The organism is Paenibacillus oleatilyticus, from assembly GCF_018998565.1.
GTDB classification, from domain to species: domain Bacteria; phylum Bacillota; class Bacilli; order Paenibacillales; family NBRC-103111; genus Paenibacillus_G; species Paenibacillus_G oleatilyticus.
Genome location: NZ_JAHNZO010000014.1, coordinates 100,635 through 115,986, shown reverse-complemented (window position 1 = coordinate 115,986; position 15,352 = coordinate 100,635). Strand labels below are relative to the sequence as shown.

The 15,352-nt window shown below is 56.9% G+C and carries 15 protein-coding genes; 3 read left to right on the top strand and 12 right to left on the bottom strand.

Annotated elements, in window-relative coordinates:
- Nucleotides 1-66: 66 nt before the first annotated feature.
- From KQX66_RS19085 to KQX66_RS19040, 10 genes are all read right to left on the bottom strand, one after another.
- Nucleotides 67-1,086 carry an AI-2E family transporter gene (locus KQX66_RS19085; protein ID WP_216794397.1) on the bottom strand — a complete coding sequence of 340 codons (1,020 nt, stop codon included), beginning with the start codon at nt 1,084-1,086 and terminating at the stop codon, nt 67-69.
- 278 nt (nt 1,087-1,364) lie between these two features.
- A complete protein-coding gene (locus tag KQX66_RS19080; RefSeq protein ID WP_216794396.1) occupies nt 1,365-2,399 on the bottom strand; it encodes a hypothetical protein in 1,035 nt (344 codons plus the stop codon).
- 119 nt (nt 2,400-2,518) lie between these two features.
- On the bottom strand, nt 2,519-2,698 hold the full coding sequence (locus KQX66_RS19075) for a response regulator (RefSeq protein WP_438804199.1): 180 nt from the start codon (nt 2,696-2,698) through the stop codon (nt 2,519-2,521).
- A 147-nt stretch (nt 2,699-2,845) separates the two neighbouring features.
- Nucleotides 2,846-4,273 carry an ATP-binding protein gene (locus KQX66_RS19070; protein ID WP_216794395.1) on the bottom strand — a complete coding sequence of 476 codons (1,428 nt, stop codon included), beginning with the start codon at nt 4,271-4,273 and terminating at the stop codon, nt 2,846-2,848.
- 3 nt (nt 4,274-4,276) lie between these two features.
- The gene (locus tag KQX66_RS19065) at nt 4,277-5,152 is read right to left on the bottom strand and encodes a tetratricopeptide repeat protein (RefSeq protein WP_216794394.1); all 876 of its coding nucleotides are present in this window, start codon (nt 5,150-5,152) and stop codon (nt 4,277-4,279) included.
- Nucleotides 5,153-5,171: 19 nt separating this feature from the next.
- Complete coding sequence (locus KQX66_RS19060) at nt 5,172-5,618, bottom strand: hypothetical protein (RefSeq protein ID WP_010493105.1); 447 nt, start codon at nt 5,616-5,618, stop codon at nt 5,172-5,174.
- 108 nt (nt 5,619-5,726) lie between these two features.
- Nucleotides 5,727-6,899 carry an acyl-CoA dehydrogenase family protein gene (locus KQX66_RS19055; protein WP_308647250.1) on the bottom strand — a complete coding sequence of 391 codons (1,173 nt, stop codon included), beginning with the start codon at nt 6,897-6,899 and terminating at the stop codon, nt 5,727-5,729.
- 98 nt (nt 6,900-6,997) lie between these two features.
- Nucleotides 6,998-7,990, bottom strand: a complete 993-nt coding sequence (locus KQX66_RS19050; protein WP_216794392.1) for a DMT family transporter — start codon at nt 7,988-7,990, stop codon at nt 6,998-7,000.
- 176 nt (nt 7,991-8,166) lie between these two features.
- On the bottom strand, nt 8,167-8,634 hold the full coding sequence (locus tag KQX66_RS19045) for a DinB family protein (RefSeq protein WP_216794391.1): 468 nt from the start codon (nt 8,632-8,634) through the stop codon (nt 8,167-8,169).
- 46 nt (nt 8,635-8,680) lie between these two features.
- Nucleotides 8,681-10,150 carry a glycosyl hydrolase gene (locus KQX66_RS19040; RefSeq protein WP_216794390.1) on the bottom strand — a complete coding sequence of 490 codons (1,470 nt, stop codon included), beginning with the start codon at nt 10,148-10,150 and terminating at the stop codon, nt 8,681-8,683.
- A gap of 227 nt (nt 10,151-10,377) precedes the next feature.
- Here KQX66_RS19040 and KQX66_RS19035 point away from each other — a divergent pair, with 227 nt between their 5' ends.
- Nucleotides 10,378-12,369 (top strand): methyl-accepting chemotaxis protein, encoded by a 1,992-nt coding sequence (locus tag KQX66_RS19035; protein WP_216794389.1) that lies wholly within the window; start codon nt 10,378-10,380, stop codon nt 12,367-12,369.
- A gap of 56 nt (nt 12,370-12,425) precedes the next feature.
- Here KQX66_RS19035 and KQX66_RS19030 read toward each other — a convergent pair whose 3' ends face one another.
- The gene (locus tag KQX66_RS19030; RefSeq protein WP_216794388.1) at nt 12,426-13,046 is read right to left on the bottom strand and encodes a PH domain-containing protein; all 621 of its coding nucleotides are present in this window, start codon (nt 13,044-13,046) and stop codon (nt 12,426-12,428) included.
- 180 nt (nt 13,047-13,226) lie between these two features.
- Between KQX66_RS19030 and KQX66_RS19025 the strand changes: the two genes are divergently transcribed.
- Both KQX66_RS19025 and KQX66_RS19020 read left to right on the top strand, forming a co-directional pair.
- Nucleotides 13,227-13,811, top strand: a complete 585-nt coding sequence (locus KQX66_RS19025) for a TetR/AcrR family transcriptional regulator (RefSeq protein ID WP_216794387.1) — start codon at nt 13,227-13,229, stop codon at nt 13,809-13,811.
- Nucleotides 13,812-13,848: 37 nt separating this feature from the next.
- Nucleotides 13,849-14,250, top strand: a complete 402-nt coding sequence (locus KQX66_RS19020) for a DUF5367 family protein (protein WP_216794386.1) — start codon at nt 13,849-13,851, stop codon at nt 14,248-14,250.
- Nucleotides 14,251-14,322: 72 nt separating this feature from the next.
- Here the strand turns inward: KQX66_RS19020 and KQX66_RS19015 are convergent, their stop codons facing one another.
- Nucleotides 14,323-15,303 carry an ABC transporter substrate-binding protein gene (locus KQX66_RS19015; protein ID WP_216794385.1) on the bottom strand — a complete coding sequence of 327 codons (981 nt, stop codon included), beginning with the start codon at nt 15,301-15,303 and terminating at the stop codon, nt 14,323-14,325.
- Nucleotides 15,304-15,352 lie beyond the last annotated feature (49 nt).

The following is a 15,352-nucleotide window of genomic DNA, read 5'->3' as shown; positions in this document are numbered from 1 at the left end:
GGTAGCCTTTTCGACGTTTTAAAGCCCCGCAAAGACCTGTTTTCTTCCAAACATTCAACTTCCCGCTCATCCCTTGCCAGAGCGTTCATCCACGTTCACATCAAGGATGTCCAGCAGGAAGACGAACACCGGAATCCCGATAATGAGTCCCCATACCCCGAAATAGTGCTCGGAGAAGATGAGGATGATGAACGTATAGAACATCGGCAGATTCGTTTTGGACGACATCAGCTTCGGGTTCAGGAAGTACCCTTCCAGGAAATGCAGGACGGTAATCATCACGATCACATAGACGACCATCAGCAAGCCGCCGAGCGTATAGCCGATAATGCAGAGCGGAATAAGCGAAATAATAACCCCCGCCACCGGGATCAAGCTAAGCAGGAACACCATGATCGACAGCGCGAACAAATACGGATACCCCAGTATCCATAACCCAATCGCAGTAAAAATCGTATTGAACACGGCGATCAGCAGCTGCGCTTCGATCACCTTGCCGAAGGAAAGCACGAACTTCCGGCCGAAATACTCCAGCTCGTTATAGAGCCAAGCGATTTTGCTCGTTTTAAATTTAGAGGTGAACCGGACGATGCGGTTCTTTTCCAAGATGAAGAAGAGGCTGAGCAGCAGCGCGAAAATAAACGTCGTTCCCCAGTTGCTGATCTTGAGCACATACTCGAAGCCCTGCTTCACATACGATTGCAGGTTCAATTCCTTCAAGATGCCGGCGATCCATCTGGACAGCTCGTCATCCGGCTGAGGCGAGTTCATCAACGTAAACACGACATCATACAGCTGTTTGATTTGGACGATAACCTTGGGCAGATTGTAAGCAATCGCCCAGCCCAACAGGCCGCAAATGATCAAATACAGCAAGATCACGACGGTCTTGCTGTTGATCCGGATGAAACGGTTCAACTGTGCCGTGACATACCCTTGCAGACGGTACATGATGAAGGTGAACAGGAAAGTCAGCAGCACCAAATTCAGCATATCCCGAATTTGGAACAATAGAAAGCAAACTATGAGCAATATGGCGAATCGTCTTACCGTCAGGTTGGAAAACATCGTTTTGAGCCATTCCATACATCTAATCTCCTGTCGCCGCCGGAATAAGGAATAAAACTTCCCATGCAGTATACGAAGCAAAGGGAACGAAAGTTTCAGGGAAACTCACCCGATTGACATAAATAGTTCAAAAGGCAAAAAGAGACAGCATGGGAACGTGTCCCGCTATTGGGTTTACGTGCCGGACGAAAAAGGACACCATAAGTTCCCGCTGCCTGCCAATGTAAGGATCGCCTTTTTTAAAGGTTTCATTAGCTTTTATCGTCCTTTTTTCGTTTTTTATTCAGTTTTGTTGTTTATCCCGGCCCCGGCTGCTGCTTCGTTGCCTGGAATGCGGCATCGATCCGGCTCCGGAGCCCGCTCCAGAACTCGCCGATATTTCGCTTTGGATCGCCGATGATACTCTCGCCTTTTTTGCCGGGATGGTAGATGACGTCCTTGTTCCGGTTGATCTCCTCCAGGTAATCCTGCACAATCTGCGCCGTCTTCGTATCCGGGTGCTGCTTCACCAGCTGCTCGTAGCTGCGCTTGACCGCCGGAAGCAGCTTCAATGTGCTTTCATCGATGGCATCGTACCGGTACCCGTGAATGTACTGCTCCATATAATCGACATACAGCGCTTTGACTTCGGTCCTTCGGTGGCCGGAGGGATAGCTCGTCAAGTAGTTCTCCGCCCGCAGGATGCGATCCGCAAGCTCGCTCCGTCCGATCAGCAACCGGCCGTCGTCGAAGAACGTCTTGTTCGATTCCGCCGCCCGGATGGCGAGGTAAGCCTTCACATCGTCGGACGCGTGAGAAGCGTACGCTTTCTTCAAAGCCTCATAGTCGATTTTCCAATAAAAATCGCCTTCCCCGCTCATATCCAGCGCGAGCTTCCCTTCGGTTTGCCGCAGGAGCCACTGTTTCAGCGTATCGTCGTTTTCGATTTTATTGAAATCGAGAGGAAACCCGAGCTCGCGCAGCTTCTCGGCCGTTCCCGGCTGCTCCAGCATCCGCTTGAAATTGGCGTTCACGCCTGGCAGCAGTTGATCGTAATACTGCTCAAGCCGCAGCAGCATCCTGTCCGCCGTCTTCACGTCGGCCTTCTGCAAGTTGGCGTCCAGAAACGCCGTGATCTCCCGGGCTTCCTTCGCTCCCGAAGCGGTCATGTCCAGCTGCTTCAGCAAGTCCTTGCCGCGAACCGGTTCCGAACCGGGCGTCCCCGGCTGCGGGGAAGTTGTCTGCCCTTGCGGCTCCCTCACGGTCAACGAGTTGTCGCCGCTTCCGCACCCTGTCATGCCCGCCACGACAAGCAGCGCCAGAACAGCCATCCTTCCAGCACGTTTTATCATCTGCACTCCACCTCATGTTGTTTTCTCTACGATTTCAAATCATACACCGTGGTAAAGGCGTCTTCGCCGGACTTTCCGGCGACCCGCCCGACGACCTGCAGCAGGCGGCCGGACGGTCCCTAGACGATCGGGCAGCCCGGGCAACCTGCCGCAGCATGCGGGAGGAACGTCTCCGTCTTGCGGAGCGCCTCCTCGCCGTCATAGGCCGTCTCCACCTTGAAGCCTTCCCGCTTCAAAGCGCGCGCAATTGCGCTGACAATCGCTTGTTCGTCATCCGCCACAAGCACTCCGAAGTCCATGCGCCGCCTCATCCCCGGCCCGTTTTACAAAAAAGAGAAGCCCGAACGACGCACAATCGGGCTCCTCTTCCATACATGATGATAGTACTTAAATGATAGCATTCCGGACTTCCACTTTCAACTGTTTCGGGGCTCGTACCAAGCCGGTCAAATATGCTTCCCGTGCTTGCGCAAGTACCGCTCGATATCGTTGTACATCCCGCCCTGATTGGCGTATTTGACGTAGTTTTTGGCCGTCCGCAGCCAGTCCAGCGTCGAGGGCTGCACCTCCGCCAGCGCTTCCTCCATATCCCGCATCCGGACCGGACGCTCGACGCCGGTTTCGAGAATCTCCATCAGCACCCGCTCCACCGCACGCTCGCATACGTTCGCGATGTCCGCGCCGGAGAAAAATTCCGTCGCTTTCGCCAGCTTGGCCGTGTCCAGCTTCTCGGCGTACCGCTCATGCATCTGCAGCGCGAAAATGTGCTCCCGCGCCTCCACATCGGGAGGCTCGACGAAGACCAGACGGTCGAACCGGCCGGGCCGCTTCAGCGCATTGTCCACGTCCCACGGCATATTGGTTGCGCCGATGATCAGCAGGTGGTGCGTATCGCTGTCGATACCGTCCATCTCGTGCAGAAACGTATCGACCAGGCCTCTCGTGAGCGAGGACGACTTGGAACGGTTGAAGCCGATGGCGTCGACTTCGTCGAAAAACATGACGCTGGGCCGCTGCGCCCGCGCTTTATCGAACATTTCCTTCAGATTGCGTTCGCTTATCCCGATATACGGGTCCAAAATATCCGTAATGTGCACCGTAATAAACTTCGCCCGGCATTCTCCCGCGGTCGCCCGGGCCATATAGGTCTTCCCGCAGCCGGGCGGTCCGTACAGCAGCACGCCGCCCCCCGTCTTCTTCCGAAACTTGGCGAACAAGCCCTGATTGAAAAACGGGCTGATGATCTTCATCTGGATCGTTTTCTTCAAGTCCTTGAGGCCCGCCACGTGCTCGAACGTAATGACCGGAACGTCGGCTTTCCGCTCGGGAGCCGGTTCCTTGCCGCCGGCCACCACCTGCAGGCCCGGGTGGACCTTCGGACGGAACGCCGTCGACTGCCTGCCCGGAACGCTGGGGAAATTCGCCTCGTCCGCCTCGTCTTCATCCGGCCCGTCTTCCTCCGGCTTCGACTCCCCGAATAGCTCGTCCTGCCAGTCCGCACGCTCCTCGGGCAGGTCCCCGCACTCCGCGGCTTCCAGCCCCCGGTCGGGAAAGAGCTCCGTCACGTTGCCGCCGCCGGAAGTGTCCGGCCGGCTTTCGGTCCGGGACTCCGCCGGTGACGGGACGCTTGCCGCAGCATCCGCCGGAGCGCTTGCCGCCGCGCTCTGCTGCAGCCGCGCCGTCACCTGGGACAACGCGGCGACGATTTCGCCGCGCAGGGCATCGTCCTGGGCATACGTCAAGCCCTTGGAGAACGCCTGAATCGCATCGAGCCAGCGTTCCGCGGCCTCGTACTCCTTGCCGAGCCAGAACCAGGTCTGCGCATCCTCCGGCTGCTTCTGTGTCATTTGCTCCAGCCAATTGATCTTGTCCATACGCTACCCTCGGATTCTCGTTAATAGTTTCGCCAGCGGCTTGGCCGTCCACGAATAGATCAAGTAAGTAAAATACAGAATGAGCAGCACGATCGTCGCCTGCTCCCATCCGAGCGCCCGGGTCCCCAGCATCGCGCCGAGGCCGACCACGTAGACGACCATGGGACCGCCGATTTTTTCGACCAGCCGCAGCGGGACAAGCACCGGATGCCGCCCCCAATCCAGCTCCTCCAGCAGCTCCGCAAGCTCCTTATTCGTCGGGTCGAGCAGGAACGCTTGCCGGAAATGGTCGCGGGCGTCCGTCAGGCGGTCGCGGTACAGGGCATCCAGCCCGAGATGCACCTCGATGGCGATCTGATCGCCCGACACCTGCATCAACCGCTCGAGCGATTGGATTTGCTGCAAACGGCTGTCTTTCGTCAGCGCGAACATGTAGTGGGAACGCACTACGTAATCGTCCTCCGGGTCCAGCTCAAGCGCCTTCCGCATCAATTGGTTCGCCTTGTCGTGATGCCCCGTCTCCCTCAAGAGCATCGCATAAGACGCATGAACCCGTGCGCTCTCGGGGTTATCGCTCAGCGCATCCAAATACGCCCGCTCCGCCTCCACCCAGCGCTTCGTCTTGGTGTAGACGTCTCCGAGCCATTCGAATACCGCTTCTTTATCGTAGCCGAGCACCAGCGCTTCCTGCAGATTCTCCTCCGCTTCGCGATAGCGCTCCAGAGAATAAAAGCAGACGCCGAGATAAAAATAATACCGCGCCTGGCCGGGATGATCAGCCAGTCCTTCCTTCACCAGCTCGATCACTTTGGCGTAGCGCCGCATGCCCAAATAATGGTCGATTTTCGAATCCAACGCCCTGCTTGCTCTTTCGTCCACGAACCGCAGCCCCCCAGCCTTAAAGTGCGATCAACAGTACGATCGAAACGATTTCGATCCCGGCGGAAATCAGGCACCAGACGATGCCGCTTTTCTTGAGCGGCTCGCTCTCTCCGACGGTTAGCATATGCTGCCGGTACGGCTGGCGAAGCGCAAGATAGTACCCGCCGAACAGCAGCAGCTCCGCGGCCCGGGCGATATATTTTACATAAACGCGCTCCAGCTCGATCATGTGGTGAAAATAAGCGTAGTAAAACCCCATTTTCCCAAGATACAGCAGGGCTGCCACCAGGATGAAGCCCCGTAAGACGTTCGGATTCACATGCAGCCAGCGGCCGGTCCGGTTCGCCAGCACGGTAAGCGCAATGACGCCTCCGAAAAACGCGACATAGAACAAATTACCGATATCGTAGGACTTGGTACGGCGTATCGTTTCCTGCGACAAACTGGCTTCGTACAAACTCACTTCTTATGCCCCCATTATTCGTTCTTGGTTACGTGTGTTTCTCTTACCAATATCGGCTGGTGGCTTACAAAAATTTACCCGAATTTCGCAGGAACCCGCCGCCTGCGCTTACTCCGCTAACGCACGTGCCGCCAGCCGCTGCAGCGCGACATCGTCCATCGGCGGATTATGCAGCCCGGCGCGGACGTCGCGGTACATCCGCTCCAGCGGCAGCTTGCGGGACAAGCTCGCGCCGCCAACGATGCGCATCGCGGTGTCGACGATCCGGATCGCATGGTTCGTCGCGACGTACTTGACCAGCCCGAGCTCCGGCTTCAGCGCAGGCCGTCCGGCCTCATCGCGGTCCCACCGGTCCGCCATCGCATACAGCAGCGTGCGGGCCGTGATCAGGTCCGCTTCCATCTGGCCGATCTGCTGGCGAATGTGGGGGAGCTCCGCGATCGGTCCGGGCAAGCTGTTCGGCCGGTAATCCCGGGCGAAGCCGATGGCAAAATCCCTTGCCGCATGAGCGATGCCGATATAGCAGGCGGGAATGTGCAGCAGCCAGCCGTCGCCGTCGTCGACGCGCGGCCTGCCCGAGTCCGATCGGCCGAGCATCTCGTCCTCCGGCACGAAAGCATGCTCCAGCACGAGGTCGTGACTGCCCGTCGCCCGCATGCCGATCGTATCCCACGTCTCTTCCACCCGGATGCCAGAACCCCGCCGGACGAAAAAGAAGCCGGTCGCGTCTTCCCCTTCGATTCCGGCCGATACCGTAAAATGATGCAGCGCCGGGCTCAAGGTGCTGTAGGTTTTGCGTCCGCTCAGCAGCCAGCCGCCCTCGGTCCGGATCGCCGTCGTCTGCGGCTTGCCGCCCCGGCTCGGACTGCCGGTCGCCGGCTCCGTCCCGAAGTGGTTGATCATCGCTCCCTCGCGCACCACCTCGCCGCAAAACCGGGCGAACAACGCTTCAGGCCAATACCGGGTGCAGCGGAAATGAAGCATCTGCCCGACATGCCAGCCGACCGCCAGCGCCGTCGAGCCGTCTCCGCGTGCCAAATGTTCTTGGGCCAGCACGAGCTCGTAGAGCGAAATTCCGTCGCCCCCGTACTCCTGCGGCACGGTTAGCCGGAGATAACCGCTTTGCCGAAGATCGGCAAAGTTGTCAAACGGGAAGCTCCCTTCCCGGTCATGCTGCGGCGCCCGCTGCGCGAAGCGTGCCGCCAATCGGTCCGCCAGCGCGGCAAGCTCAGCCTCACGCTCGCTGCGGATGAACATATCCGACGGTTGATTTGGGCTCACCTGATGCACACTCCTTTTACCATTATTCATATGAGAATAATATGCTTTTAAGCCGGATCGGTCTACGACGAATTTTCTGCGGACGCATACCCCGGCTTCTATTCTCCATTATAATTGGATTGATTTGGACGGCATAGCCGCGCGTTAAACTTTCTCTTGCCCGCATACGAGGAACGGGACGATTGCCATCCTTTGCGGGTACCGGGCGCAAGAAGCGCATAGCCGAAGATGCCCGCGACGACGAGCAGCACGCCGATGCCATGACGCCAAGTCACCTGCTCTTGCAGAATGAAGAACGAGAGTACGATCGAAGTGACGGGAATGACCGCCGTGAACAGCCCGGAGACCGACCCTGGTACCTTCTTCACTCCGGCATACCACAAGATGTACCCCAGCACGGTCACGACGACCGCATAATACCCAATGTACGACCACTCGCCGGCGGTCAGATGCAGCCCTTCCATCCGTACGACATCGTAAACCGCAAGCGGCAGAAACCACAGAAACCCGAGCGTGCACGAGATCGCCGACAGAAGCACCGGACTGTATTTGCCGGTGAGCCCCTTGCCGATGACCGCAAATAACGCCTCGCTCGCCACGGCGAGGAGGATCAGCAGATTGCCGGTCCAGGCAATCCCCGTCCCCGTCTGGGCAGGTTCTCCGATGTGCAGAAACGCCACCCCGAGGACAGCGGCGGCAACGCCAAGCATGACCGGCGGCGTCAATCGTTCCTTAAGCAGGAGCGCGGAGAGCAAGGCGACGAATACCGGAGTCGTGCTGGTAATGACGCCGCTTTCCGCAGCGCCGGTATATTGCAGGCCGTACAGCAGGCAGACCGAGAACAGAAACGATCCGCAGAACGACATAAGCAGCATCCGGTATACTTCGCTTTTGACCCATACGGGTTTCTTTCCGTCCAAAATAAACCATAAAGCGATCAACAGAGCGGCGGCGATCCCGAAACGAAGAGCGGAAGCGACGAATACGGGGACGGATTGAACGAGCAGCTTCCCGGCGACGACCGAGCTTCCCACGGTCATCATCGATAAGGTCATGGCGGCATAAGCCGCCCAAGGCTTGGGCATGGACATGGACGAGTTCCTCCTTCTGGGTCACGTGCGGATACTATACCATGCCCTGCCCGCTGCGGTTAGAGCCACTGAGCGCCGAGTCGGAGGGTACCACTGCGGACCGCCCGGTTTTTCGTCCGGGAACGGACGAAAGGCCGCCCCGTGGCAAGATCCGCTTGCCGGGACGGCCTCTTCGCTTATATGCCATTTCTTTCTCTAACAAAAGTGATGAAGTCCACATTCACAGGCTCCGCGCCGTCCGCTCTGAGCAAGGCGTTGATTTGGCCGCGGTGGTACTGTCCGTGCAGAGCCACGTGAGTCAAAATATCCCCGACCGAACTTTCGAACACTTTGCCGGACTGATTGGTGTAACGAAAAGCGCGGTCCCACTCGGCAGCGGTCACACCCGCCAAATAAGCGGTGTAATCTTCATGATTCCGCTCGGCCGTCCGGCCGCAGAAGTCCAGGTCGGCTTCGGGCCAGACCGTCAGCGCCGAGCTGTCCTTGCCCTGCAGCCGGGTCAACCAAATCCGCTCCGCCTGCAAAATGTGGGCAAAAAGCCCAACCGCCTTCGGATGGCTGCCGGCCTCCCCGCTTCTCAATCGTTCCAAGATCCGAAGATTGGCCCAATTCAAATGCTCGAACAGCTTTGGAATGCTTTGCATGAGTCCCACCCCTTATTCGAAATTAGATTTCCTGCCCGGCGCCCGCTCAATGCGCGGTATCCGGCTGCGGCGCTTCCTTGCGCGCCGGGTACGGATAAGGCTGCGGCGGCTTGCCGTATATCGTTTGCGAAGGGAATTTGTCCAGCGTGATCACATACGGATGATTGTAGACGGTCCGCAGATGCTGCTCCGCATTGACCTTCCCGTCCATAAGAAATTTGCCGTTCCAGGTGTTGAAATACATCCAGCCGACCTTATTTTTTTTGAGCTGGCGGGGGTCCGGGATCGGGCCGTTCTCCAGGTAGGCGACCAGCTTTTTGCCGCCAGTCATATTCACGAGCGTATCGTACACGCTCAGCAGCGGGCTGTAATCGCCGTCCTTGATATACCGGTCCACCCCGATAATATCGACCATGTCGTCGCCGGGGTACCAATCCATCGAATGGATCGTATCGGACGTCGTCCATACCCAAATCAGGTTATCCAGCCCATGGTAGCCGGTAAACCGGTCAAACATCAGATTGTACAGCCGCTTCGCGGTTTCCGGCCCCTTGGCTCCCCACCAGAACCAGCCTCCCTCCGCCTCGTGCAGCGGACGCCAGACGACCGGGATACCCTCCTGCTTGAAGCGGAGAAGCTTCTCCGCCATCTCGTCGAGGTCCCGGAGCAGCAAGCGGTTCTCTTCCATACCGGGCGTCACGGCTCTTGCCGCATCGAAGGTCGTCTTGGAAGCGAAAAACTCATGTCCCCCCATCGGCGCCGGCCAATGCCATTCCACGGAAACGATCCCGCCGTACTTCGCCCACTCCAGCGCATTGTCGCCGAAATCCGTCGCGGTGAACCCGGCCATAACCGGCAGCTTCCCCGTGACGCGGTAAATATAGTCCATCTCCTCGGAGGAGGTGCGCTGCTGGCCGGACAATATGTTTTTCCCGTAGCGGGATGTCATGTAGTCCATCAAAGCCTGCGCCTCGCGCGAGGGGTTCGGCGTGGCAAGCTTTGGCGTTACCTTGGGGATCGCGGGCCGCGGCTGCATGGCCCCGAGCCGGATGTAATCGACGTCGAAGTAGCCCCAGTAGGTGGAAATGCGAATCTCATTCTCGCCTTCCTCCAGCTGCACCTGACCGAAGTCGATTTCCGTAAACGCTTCCGTCTGCGGAAACAGCTTCTCCCCCGCCGTGCTGCCGTTCACTTCCACATAGTTCGTCTTATCGCCGAAAAGCGACGCGTATCCGATCTTGAGCGGGTAAAACCCGTCCGCCCTCACGTTCACCGTGAACCGCACGGCTTCCCCGGCGCGCTCGAAGCCCGTAACATAGCCCGTCCCCGAAAATCCGCGTCGTACGGCCGCTATAGCCGTCCCCTCCGTCCGGGCGTCCTCCGCCTCGTACAGCATGTCGGAGGGAGCGGCGGCCGCTGCCCCGCTTTCTTTGCCGGCTGCGCCATGCCACAAGCTCAGCGCCAGCACGGCGGCGATACTGATTTTGCCCGCACACGGAATTGCCGTCCATCGCATCTGGGACCCCTCCTGAACTTTCCATACTATGAGCTTAGCTTGGAAACAGTCGGGGCGCAACGAAAAAAATAATCGTTCCAATTCTAAAATTTGATTAATTTTTTATTTATTGCACGCATGGCTATCATTTTGTTTCCTGGCAGCACCGATATAATAACCAGATGCTTTCGGCCACTGCCGCAAGACGACATAAATTGGGCTCGAACTTACAACCGGGAGGAACTTGCATGCTAAAAAAGTGGGTCAATGCTTCAATCCGTATCAAACTAACCGTATTATTACTGGTGCTTTCTTTATTTCCCTTGCTGTGCAGCACTATCTTTCTGTCCAATTATTTGACAGCGGAAATTAAAGAAGAGACCCGCGACAAAGAAAGAAGCCTGGCCTCATCCAATGTAGGATATATGGATTATTGGGTACGCAAGCGAACGGAACTCGTACAAGAGATGATCACAAAAAATCCGGTCCTCAAATCGGGCAATGTCGAAGCGATCAAACCGGTGTTAAAGGCGTTCGGGGAAATCGACAGCGAGGTCGAATACTATTCCTACGTGGACGTCAACGGAGGCAGCTACAGCCCGGACGGCGGCGTCAGTCAAATCACCGACCGCGATTACTTCAAGCAGGCTCGTGAAACCAAGAAGCCTGCGATCAGCGACATGATCGTGAGCCGCAAATCCGGGAAGAACGTTATCATTTTGAACGTGCCCATATTGAACGATAAGGGCGAATTTACCGGGGCGATTTCCGCCGTGCTCAACTCCGAGATTTTGTCCGGACTGACGTCGAACATCAAATTCGGGGATACCGGCTTCGGCTTCCTGGTGACCTCCTACGGCACGGTCGTTACATTCCCCGATAAGGCGGCCGTCGGCAAAAAAGTCGAAGAGGCGTTCACCGCAGAGCAAGCGGCGATGTTCCGGTCGGACATCTTGGCCAACGGGAGCGGTATGGTGACCTTCGTATCCTCGAACGGCGAAAATATCGCCGCATACGATACCGTGCCTTCTACGGGATGGAAAATCGTCACGGTCGCTCCGACCGCGGAAGTGTACGAAGGAATTAACAAGTCGAGGGTGCTCTCCTGGATTTTAATCGCCGTATTCGTAGTCATCAACACGCTCTTGGCGCTGCTCATCTCCAGAGCCAATACGAAGCCGATCGTGCTTCTGTCCAAGCTCCTTGAGCGGATTGGAACAGGCGATTTCACAACGAGACTCCCGGTCAAGTCGAAGGACGAAATCGGGCAGCTGTCTCAGAACATGAATACGATGCTGACTTCGATCGGAGGCATGGTCCAGCAAGCCCATGCGACCGCCGAGCATGTCGCGGCTTCCTCCGAGGAGCTGAACGCGATTGCGGATCAATCGGTCGAAACCTCGAATCACGTCGCCGGGGCGATACAGCAAGTCGTCAACGGCTCGGAGGCGCAGGCCACCGCTGCGGAACAGACATCGAAGGCGATGGAAGAAATGGCCGTCGGCGTGCAAAGAATCGCCGAATCGTCTTCCAACGTCTCGGAGCTGTCGTTCGCCTCGGCGCAGGAAGCGCGGGGAGGTAACCAGCTCGTCACTTCGGCGATTCGCCAAATGAAGTCGATTCAGGATTCGGTCGGGCAGACGGCATCCGATTTGGCGGCGCTCAACGAGCTGTCGCAAAAAATCGGCAACATCGTCGAAGTCATCGCGGATATTTCGAATCAAACGCAGCTCTTGTCGCTTAATGCCTCGATTGAGGCGGCGCGCGCCGGGGAACATGGCCGGGGCTTCGCCGTCGTCGCCAATGAAGTCAAGAAGCTGGCGGAGCAGGCGAAGCAATCCGCCGACGATATTGCCAGCCTCGTGAAAGAGGTGCAGGGCTCGACCCGTGCGGCCGTGACCTCGATGAATCAAGGGGTTGCCGACGTGGGGCAAGGGTCCAAGCTGATCACCGAAGCCGGAGAGCTGTTCCAAAACATTTATGCGTCCGTACAAAGCATTTCGGAGCAAATTCAGGAAATTTCCGCCGCTTCCGAGCAGATGTCGGCCGGAACGGAGGAAGTCAGCGCTTCGATGACCGAGCTGGTCACCATCTCGCAAGCTTCTCTCCAAAACGCGCAGGAAATTTTGGCTGCTTCCCAGCAGCAGCTCGCTTCGATGGAGGAAATCTCGTCTTCCTCCAAATCGCTGAGCTCGATGTCGCAGGAGCTCAACGAAGAGCTGCTGAAGTTTAAGGTATAACTTCCGTCATAACGAGAAAGAGCACCGCCTCCCCATTCCGGACGCGGTGCTCTCTTTTATTGATTAATATACTTCTCGAACACGAAGCCGAAGTCTTTGATTTTATACTGCTTGCGGGCACCGGTCAGCCAATCGAATGCCGCTTGGTTGATTTCCTTGAACTGCCCGGCGGTATCGATGTCGTGCTTGACCACGCGGTTCAAGGTAGAGGACGCCAGTTCGAGACTTTCCTTCGCGTACGCCATCGCCACTTCGTTCTCATGCGTGAGCTCGGAAATTTTGATGAGCGCTTTGTACAGGTCTTTGACCTCGGCAATATGCTTCTTATGCACATCGATGGAGAACGCTGCCGAACCGGAGCCCATCGTAAATTTAATTTCGACGTCCAGATCCACCGTTCCCGCCGTTTCCAGCAGAACGTCCGAGATGCTGTAGGTGCTGTAGCTGTAGCGGTGGAGCGTGCGCTTCTTGCTGATGGCGCTCGTGCCGTCCAGATGGATCAGTGCAAGATTAGTGAAGCAGTATTCGTCCGTCTTGGACTTGATAAGGAAGTAAATTTTCTCGTTGTCTTCGTGCATCACGTAATCGTCGGAGTCAACCTTGTCGTAATCCTGCTGTTTAATGACCGATCCGATGTCACTGATTCCCAAGATGTCGGCGGCTACTTTCCCAAACATGTCATCATCCCTCTCCCTGGTCTGCTGGATCTGTTCAATCCAACACGATTATATCATTCCGCGCGCTTGAACGGTATTCTCCGGCACCCGCCTCGCGATCCTTCATTTACAATTTTCCATCTTTTGGGTAAATGAGTCTACAAGTTAGTCATTCAACTAACTAAGACAGGAGGGATTCACTTGGCCAAGCCCAACGGCATCAGCAAGCAGGAGCTGATCGAGTCTGCGAAACGGTGCATCCGGGACAAGGGCATCGACAAATTGACGCTCAAGGCGGTGGCCGAAGGAGCCGGGGTCACGCAGGGAACCGTCTACTATCATTTCAAGACGAAGGAGCTGCTGCTGTTCGAAATCGTTCAATCGCTCTGCGACGCCTCGTGGAAGGTTGTGCAGCCCGCTCAAACGGCTGGCGAAGACCGGCTGGCCTCTATTCTTCAAGCGCTGGCCGGGGCCCGCGAGCGCGCCGCTTATCGATCATTCTACCACACGCTGTTTTTCTCGCTCGTCGTCCACAGCCTTCAAAACGAAGAGATGCTGAAGCAGCTCGGCCGATTGCTGGAGAAGGAAAATGCGCAGGCCGCCGAATTGCTGGACGGGTGGCTGCCCGCTTCCACCCGCTCCATCGTATCCTTGGAAAGCTGGGGGATTCTTGCCAACGCGCTGATCGACGGTCTTGCCCTGCAGGCCTTAATCAATCCGGACTTCGAGTCGGAGAAGATTTATGCGGAGCTGTCGGCGCTCCTTGCCCGAATCGCAGCCGAATGAACACATTAACATTCATTCCAGAAAGGAGGAGGCTTTCGTGCCTTTGTTTGCCGTTATCGGTTTTGTCGTGTGGCTGGCGGCGACCGCTGTCTTTCGCTTATGGGGAGCGGAGCTGCTTGCCCCCCATACCCCTCTGCTGTGGGTCACGTTTATCGGGGTCGTCCCTGTCGTTGCGCTTTTGCTGAAGCTGTCTTTCGCGTGGGGCAAAGCCGCTCCGGCGGAGCGGCCCTTGGCTGCGCTGCTTCTGGCTCTTCCGGGGATGCTGCTGGATATCGTCAGCACAAGCTTCCACACGCTGGTATTTCCCGCCATCCCCGTATCCGGGCTCTATTTATTTTCCGCCTGGCTGCTGTGGGCCTATTCCCTGATTCTGCTTGGGGGCATGCTTCCGGCGCTCCGGGCGAAATTTCGATTATCGTTTAAACACAACGCGCGGTAATGCCGACAGATGAAACGGGAGGCTGCTTTAATCGAGGCCTAAAAGCTTATTCCCCACGGTGCGGTACGCCTGCTATTTCATCATGAGCTTCGGCATCTCGTCGAGCAACCAATCTAAGGTAACCGGATCGTAAAACGACCATTTGTTGCCGACCACATAGGCTTTCCCATTTTTCACCGCGGGGAGGTTGCGCCATACGGGGCTATTCATGAGCTCCTCCGCCCCTTTTTTGGCGTTCTCGTTATGGTCCAGCGTGACTAGGAAAATCCGGTCTCCGGCATAGTCGGGCAGCGCTTCATTCGAGATCGACTGCCACAGAAGGGTCGGCTTATCTTTAAAAAGAGCCGCCACTTTCTCCGGACGCGAAAATCCGAGCGCATCGTAGAGCGTGGAGCTAAGCCGCTGATTCCCGTACACATAGAGCAGCTTATCCTGGAAAAAGACGAAGGCCGAAGCCGTTTCGCCCTCCTTGATGTAAGGCTTGAGCTGCTCCCGCTTCTGCTGGGCTTTTGCTTTGTACCGGGCCGTCCAGGCTTCCGCTTCCTTGCTTTTTCCCAGCACGTCGCCCATCGTCTTCATTCGCGTAAAAACATCGTCCGTATAGCTCACCGCTACGGTAGGAGCTACCTTGGATAAGGCATCCAAGCTGGTCTGCTCCAGAAAATCGGGGACAATAATAAGATCCGGGCTGAGCGAAAGGACTTTCTCCACATTGGGGTTCACTCCCTCCCCTCCGATATCTTCGATCCCCTGCAGCTGATCCTTGGTCAGAATCAGATTGGCATTGATCCAATTCGTAGCGACCGGCTTTACGCCCAAAGAGATCGCCTCGGCGGCATAATAATGGACGACGGCCCTTTGAGGGGCGGCCGGAATGGGTACCTCGCGGCCCTTGGCATCTTTAAACAATCGGGTCGCCGCTTCCTTATTGGCAGATTCTTGGCCTTGCCCGGCAGCGTCCGGAGTGCCCGTAGTACTGGCGCAAGCCAGCAGCAGAGAGGCCATCAGAATCAAGGCGCCGATTAGGGAAATCACTTTTTTGACAGACAGCATAATTTCCTCCACTATGAGATTGATAATCATTATCATATCCAACATCTTA